7 protein-coding genes and 1 pseudogene are annotated in these 5,540 nt (G+C 73.8%); 5 read left to right on the top strand and 3 right to left on the bottom strand.

All coding sequences use genetic code 11. The features are described from left to right. Positions 1-47 precede the first annotated feature (47 nt). Positions 48-860 (bottom strand): dihydropteroate synthase, encoded by an 813-nt coding sequence (gene folP, locus E1283_RS30800; RefSeq protein ID WP_243745220.1) that lies wholly within the window; start codon positions 858-860, stop codon positions 48-50. Between the two features lie 170 nt (positions 861-1,030). Between folP and E1283_RS30795 the strand changes: the two genes are divergently transcribed. Next, entirely contained in the window at positions 1,031-1,393 is a 363-nt protein-coding gene (locus tag E1283_RS30795) for a DivIVA domain-containing protein (RefSeq protein ID WP_425086258.1), read from the top strand. Here E1283_RS30795 and E1283_RS30790 read toward each other — a convergent pair. Continuing rightward, positions 1,390-2,184, bottom strand: a complete 795-nt coding sequence (locus E1283_RS30790) for an enoyl-CoA hydratase/isomerase family protein (protein ID WP_132821461.1) — start codon at positions 2,182-2,184, stop codon at positions 1,390-1,392. The two genes, E1283_RS30795 and E1283_RS30790, sit on opposite strands and share 4 nt — an antisense overlap. Positions 2,185-2,390: 206 nt before the next feature. Here E1283_RS30790 and E1283_RS30785 point away from each other — a divergent pair, with 206 nt between their 5' ends. Beyond that, positions 2,391-2,558 (top strand): DUF3117 domain-containing protein, encoded by a 168-nt coding sequence (locus tag E1283_RS30785; protein ID WP_019434894.1) that lies wholly within the window; start codon positions 2,391-2,393, stop codon positions 2,556-2,558. 160 nt (positions 2,559-2,718) lie between these two features. Here E1283_RS30785 and E1283_RS30780 read toward each other — a convergent pair whose 3' ends face one another. After that, a complete protein-coding gene (locus E1283_RS30780) occupies positions 2,719-3,438 on the bottom strand; it encodes an O-methyltransferase (RefSeq protein ID WP_132821460.1) in 720 nt (239 codons plus the stop codon). Between the two features lie 112 nt (positions 3,439-3,550). Here E1283_RS30780 and sigE point away from each other — a divergent pair, with 112 nt between their 5' ends. From sigE to E1283_RS30765, 3 genes and pseudogenes are all read left to right on the top strand, one after another. Further along, a complete protein-coding gene (sigE, locus tag E1283_RS30775) occupies positions 3,551-4,366 on the top strand; it encodes an RNA polymerase sigma factor SigE (RefSeq protein WP_207930590.1) in 816 nt (271 codons plus the stop codon). Further along, positions 4,363-5,178 carry an anti-sigma factor family protein gene (locus tag E1283_RS30770; protein WP_132821458.1) on the top strand — a complete coding sequence of 272 codons (816 nt, stop codon included), beginning with the start codon at positions 4,363-4,365 and terminating at the stop codon, positions 5,176-5,178. Before sigE ends, E1283_RS30770 begins: the two co-directional genes overlap by 4 nt. A 118-nt stretch (positions 5,179-5,296) precedes the next feature. Next, positions 5,297-5,540 (top strand): annotated as a pseudogene (locus E1283_RS30765) (protease); the annotation flags it as partial.

Here is a 5,540-nt window from a genome sequence, read left to right as displayed (position 1 = left end):
GGGGGCCGCCCCACGGGGGCGACGCGCGCAGTCGGCAGGGGGCAGCCTCAGGCCAGACCCCGACGGGCCGTCGCCGGCCCCCGGTGGCCCGCGATGCTTGCCACCATGTCCAGGACCTGCCGCGTCTCGCCCACCTCGTGGACCCGGTACACCCGCGCCCCGAGCCACGCGGAGACGGCCGTCGTGGCCAGCGTGCCCAACAGCCGTTCCTTGACCGGCAGGTCCAACGTCTCGCCGACGAAGTCCTTGTTGGAGAGCGAGACCAGCACCGGCCAGCCCGTCGCCGTCATCTCGTCGAGGCGACGCGTCGCCTCGAGCGAGTGGCGGGTGGACTTGCCGAAGTCGTGGCCGGGGTCGATCAGCACGGCGTCGCGGCGGACGCCGAGGGAGACGGCGCGTTCGGCGAGCGCGAGGGTCACGCGGAGGATGTCGGCCATCACGTCGTCGTAGGTGACCCGGTGCGGCCTGGTGCGGGGGCGGGCGCCGCCCGCGTGGGTGCAGACCAGGCCGACGCCGTGCCGTGCCGCGACCTCGGCGAGGCGTGGGTCGACGCCGCCCCACGCGTCGTTGAGGAGGTCGGCGCCGGCCGCGCAGGCGGCTTCGCCGACCTCGTGGCGCCAGGTGTCCACGCTGATCACCACGTCGGGGTGGCGGCGCCGCACCTCGGCGACGAAGCCGGCCGTGCGGCGGATCTCCTCGGCCGCGTCCACCTCGGCGCCCGGGCCGGCCTTCACGCCGCCGACGTCGATGATGGCGGCGCCCTCGGCGACGGCCCGCTCCACCCGGTTCAGGGCGGCCTCGTCGCCGAACGTGGCGCCGCGGTCGTAGAAGGAGTCGGGGGTGCGGTTGACGATGGCCATGATCACGGGCTCGTCGGGCCCGAACTCCCGTGTCCCGAGCCGCAACGTCCGCTGTTCTGTCCGCGCTGTCCGCTCATTCCGCACAATCCACGAACCTACCTGGCTCGCACTGTCGGTGCGGCATGCGACCATCACAACGAAGGCATGAAGGGCGCGAAGGGGAGGCCCGCATGATGTTCCTGTTTCTGGTGGCCGCCATGGTCGTGGTGATCTCCGCCGTCACACTGGCGGTGCTCGGCAGTGGGGACGGCACCGGTGGGCCGGCGACCGGCGGTCTGGCGGACGCGTTGCCGGATCGGCTCGACGACCCGTTGCCCCGTGACCGGCCGGTCGGTCCGGCGGACGTGGTGCGGGTGAGGCTGCCCGTGGCACCGCGCGGCTACCGGATGGCCGAGGTGGACGACGTGCTCGACCGGTTGGCGGCCGAGCTCGCCGAGCGGGACGCGCGGATCACCGAGTTGGAGACGGCGCTCGCGGGCGCCCAGGCCCTGGCGCTCCACAAGGACCCCGGCCCGGTGCCGCAGGGCGACTAGGACCCGCCGAACGCGGGGCGTTCCTTGTTGAGGAACGCGGCGACGGCCGCCAGGTGGTCGGCCGACGCGCCGGCCGTCCGCTGGAGTCCGCTCTCCACGTCGAGCGTCTCGACCAGCGAGTGGTCGGCCGCGAAGGCGAGGGCCTGCTTGAGCGCGGCGTAGGCCACCGTCGGGCCCTCGGCGAGGCGGCCGGCGATCTCCCGGGCCGTGGCCGGCAGCTCGTCGTCGGGCACCACCCGCTGGGCGATGCCGAGCCGCTCCGCCTCGGCCGCGTCCACCCGGCGCGGGAAGAGCAGCAGGTCGGTGGCGCGGGCCGGGCCGACGACGCGGGGCAGGGTCCAGGAGAGCCCGGAGTCGGCGGTCAGGCCGATGCCGGTGAACGCCGTGTTGAACGAGGCGCCGGCGGCCACCACGCGGTAGTCGGCGGCGAGCGCGAAGCCGAAGCCGGCGCCCGCGGCCACCCCGTTCACGGCCGCCACCACGGGCTTGGGCATCTCGGCGATGGTGCGGGCGATGGGGCCGTAGTGCTCGGCCACCGTCCGCATGGCGCCGCCCGCGTCGGTCGCCTCGGCGAGCGCGGCGGCGTGCTCCCTGAGGTCCTGGCCGACGCAGAACGCCCGCCCGTTCGCCGCCAACAGAACGGCCCGCACGGCGGAATCCGCGGCCGCCCGCCGCACCGCGTTCAGGAGCGCTTCCTTGGCCGTGACATTCAGGGCGTTCATCGCTTCCGGGCGATTCAGTGTCACGGTGGCAAGACTCTCGGTCACTTCGTAGAGAACGGTGTCGGCCATGTCTCACAGCATGTCGCAGACGCCGGCACTATCGCGGTCAATCGCCGAATTGAGTGGTTTTGCGATCATGCGTTGCCGAAGGGATACCGCCCAATGTTGGTCATCGGGACGCTCCATGCGGGATAATGGCCGGAAGCAATGTGTTCGAGGTCGGTGACCCCCCGGGTTCCCGGCTGCGATGGGCTGGTTCAGGAAGGGGAACGAGCATGGCGGCCATGAAGCCGCGGACGGGCGATGGTCCGCTTGAGGTGACCAAGGAGGGGCGGGGCATCATCATGCGCGTTCCGCTCGAGGGCGGTGGCCGACTCGTCGTCGAGCTGACCCCGGACGAGGCGGTGGCGCTCGATGAGGAGCTCAAGAAGGTGACCGGCTGACAGCCGGTCTCCGAGCCCTCGCCCCGACAACGTCCCGGAGGATTCACCAAGCCTCCGCGAGACCTCGTCGGGGACGGCGTTCCCACGTCGCCGAGCCGACATCCTGTGCGGCGCCGCCCCGGATTTCCGGGGCGGCGCCGTTCGTCGTGTCGGGGGCGGCTCAGGCCCCCCAGGAGCGGGCCGCGCACAGCAGCCCGTCGCCGACCGGCAGCAGCGCCGGCATCAGCTCCTTGCTCTCCCGGACCGTCCGCAGCAGCTCCCGCAGCCTCCGCACCTCGGTGGGCTGGGCGGCCGAGTCCACCGTGCGGCCGCCGGCGAACACCCCGGCGAAGCAGACCAGGCCGCCCGGCCGCAGCAGCCGCAACGATTCTGCGAGGTACTCCAGGTACTCGAGCCGGTCGCCGTCGCAGAACACCAGGTCGTAGCCGCCGTCGGTGAGCCGGGGCAGCACGTCCAGGGCGTGCCCGGGGATGAACCTGGCCCGGTTGGGCGCGTGGCCGGCCATCCGGAACGCCTGCCGGGCGAACTGCTGGCGCTCCGGTTCCGTGTCGACGGTGGTCAGCACCCCCTCGGGGCGCATTCCGCGGAGCAGGTACATGCCGGAGACGCCGGTCCCGGTGCCGATCTCGACCACCGCCCGCGCGCCGGCGGCCGCGGCCAGCAGCCGCAGCGCGTCGCCGTTGCCGGGCGTGACGGCACGCACGCCGGCCTCCCGCGCCCGCTCCCTCGACCAGGACAGCGCCGCACCCTCGGCGGTCTCGGCGTCCGGTGCGCCATACGCCTCGGCGAACGCCCAGCTCGTCAGCCGGTTGCCGGTAATGGCCCTCTCCTGTCCCCGTCTGTCACGCGCTTTGACTGTATCGACTTCCGGGGGGAACAGGACGCACGGACCAGGCGTTGGACTCTGTGCAGGAGCCGGCTCCTGGGCCCGGGCGCCGCGGCCGGGAATGCCGGTGAATATTTCTTATCCGGAGCTAACGGGCGAGGTGGCTATGGTAGGGACCCGACTGGACACCACCAGAGCCGACAGGGGAGGTGCGGCCACGTCCGCTGGCCGCGGAGTGCTGAGACGCATTTTGCGGTCCTCCGGCGGGCCGAATTCCGTGACAGACAACGCTGACGCTGACCGGGGACAGGGCATCGACACGGCCACCGACGGCACGACCGCCACCGCGGGCGCCGTCGCGACGTTCACCACCGGAGGCGACGGCCAGAGCTGGGCCCCGCCCAGCTGGGAAGAGATCGTCAGCACCCACAGTGCCCGGGTCTACCGGCTCGCGTACCGGCTCACGGGCAACCAGTACGACGCCGAGGACCTCACCCAGGAGGTCTTCGTCCGCGTCTTCCGTTCGCTGTCCACCTACACCCCGGGCACGTTCGAGGGCTGGCTGCACCGCATCACCACCAACCTGTTCCTGGACTCCGTCCGGCGCAAGCAGCGCATCAGGTTCGACGCCCTCGCCGAGGACGCGGCCGACCGGCTGCCGAGCCGGGAGCCCACCCCCCAGCAGCACTTCAACGACACCCACTTCGACGCCGACGTGCAGCAGGCGCTGGACACCCTGGCGCCCGACTTCCGCGCCGCCGTGGTCCTCTGCGACATCGAGGGCCTGAGCTACGAGGAGATCGCCACCACGCTCGGCGTCAAGCTCGGCACGGTCCGCAGCCGCATCCACCGCGGCCGCTCCCACCTGCGCAAGGCCCTGAAGCACCGCTCGCCGCGCGGTCGTGTCCAGCCGGCCGAGCAGCCCGTCCTCGCCGCGGTCCCGGGTCCGTCGCTGGCGCGGGAAGGCGGGGCCGCCGAGTGAGCAGTGCCGCGGAGACCGGCCCGGCCGACCACCACCTCGGCGAGAGCCTGGCCGCCCTGGTCGACGGCGAGCTGTCCCACGACCGCCGCGACCGGGTGCTCGCCCACCTCGCCACCTGTCCCAGCTGCAAGGCCGAGGCCGACGCGCAGCGCGAGTTGAAGCACGTGTTCGCCAGCAGCCCGCTGCCCGCCCCGTCGGCCGGGCTGCTCGCCAGGCTCCAGGGCCTGCCGGCCGCCGCCGGCCGCGAGTCGGCGGATCCCGAGCCCCCCGGCCCGGCCGCGGGGTCCGGTCAGAACGGCGCCTCCTCAGGCTTCCGCCTCGGCCTGCTGCCGGGCGGCAAGGACCGTGAGTCGCTGCTCGGCCCGCCGACCCTGGGCAACGAGCGCGGCTTCCGGATCCACCCGTCGGGCCCGGCCAGAGGAGCCAACCGGAGCCATCGGCTCGCCTTCGCCGCGGCCGGCGCCGTGTCGCTCGCCGCCTTCGCGCTCGGCGGCGTGGTCGGCGGCGTCGGAAGCCTCTCCGCCGGTGGCGGCGGCTCCTCGGCACCCAGCGCCGTCGCGCCCGGCAGCGGCGCCACCCCGGTCGTCGCGGCGCGCACCGCGGGTGGCCGCTCCGACAAGGACATCCGCCCGGTCTCCGTGCTCACCGCCCAGGCGGTCGGCCTCCGCGGGCCCCTCGGCCCCGTGGCACCGAGCGGTCAGCTGTTGCCCCTGTTCACGCCGGAGCTGGTGCCGGGGCCGGTGGCCCCCACCACCGGCGCGTCGGCCCTCGCGGTGGAGTCCGCGGTTCCGGGAGTCGTGAGCCCCCGCTGAATCCGGGTGACTGACCTGGTTGAATTCAGTGTTCAGTTCGGTGCCGGGCCCAACCGGTACGGCGTGGAAGTGTCTCCTCCGCTGACGCGGAGGCAAGCCGATGATGGGGACAGCTGCGATGGACAAGGGCAATGGCCTTCCCGGCCGCCAGGGAGGCTCCCAGGCCGGCTGGGGGCCCGCCGGGCAGCCGCCGGACGAGGATGCCGACTCCCGCCCCGGCCAGGACCCGTACGGCACCCCGCCGTACGGCCAGCCGGGCCCCTGGGCCCCCGCGCCGCCCGTCCAGCGGCCGAATCCGACACCGCCCGCCGGCACCTTCGTGCCGCCGCCGGGAGCCACCACGCCCGCGGCGGGCACGACGC

The sequence above is a fragment of the Streptomyces hainanensis genome, from assembly GCF_004348415.1.
Classification (GTDB): domain Bacteria; phylum Actinomycetota; class Actinomycetes; order Streptomycetales; family Streptomycetaceae; genus Streptomyces; species Streptomyces hainanensis.
The sequence above is the reverse complement of the archived record's forward strand: the minus strand, read 5'-3'. Positions and strand labels throughout refer to the sequence as shown.

Coding starts and splice junctions, on each gene's coding strand:
- E1283_RS30795 (WP_425086258.1), top strand. CDS start 1,031: ATGATGTTCCTGTTTCTGGTGGCCGCCATGGTCGTGGTGATCTCCGCC.
- sigE (WP_207930590.1), top strand. CDS start 3,551: ATGGTAGGGACCCGACTGGACACCACCAGAGCCGACAGGGGAGGTGCG.
- folP (WP_243745220.1), bottom strand. CDS start 860: ATGGCCATCGTCAACCGCACCCCCGACTCCTTCTACGACCGCGGCGCC.
- E1283_RS30785 (WP_019434894.1), top strand. CDS start 2,391: ATGGCGGCCATGAAGCCGCGGACGGGCGATGGTCCGCTTGAGGTGACC.
- E1283_RS30790 (WP_132821461.1), bottom strand. CDS start 2,184: ATGGCCGACACCGTTCTCTACGAAGTGACCGAGAGTCTTGCCACCGTG.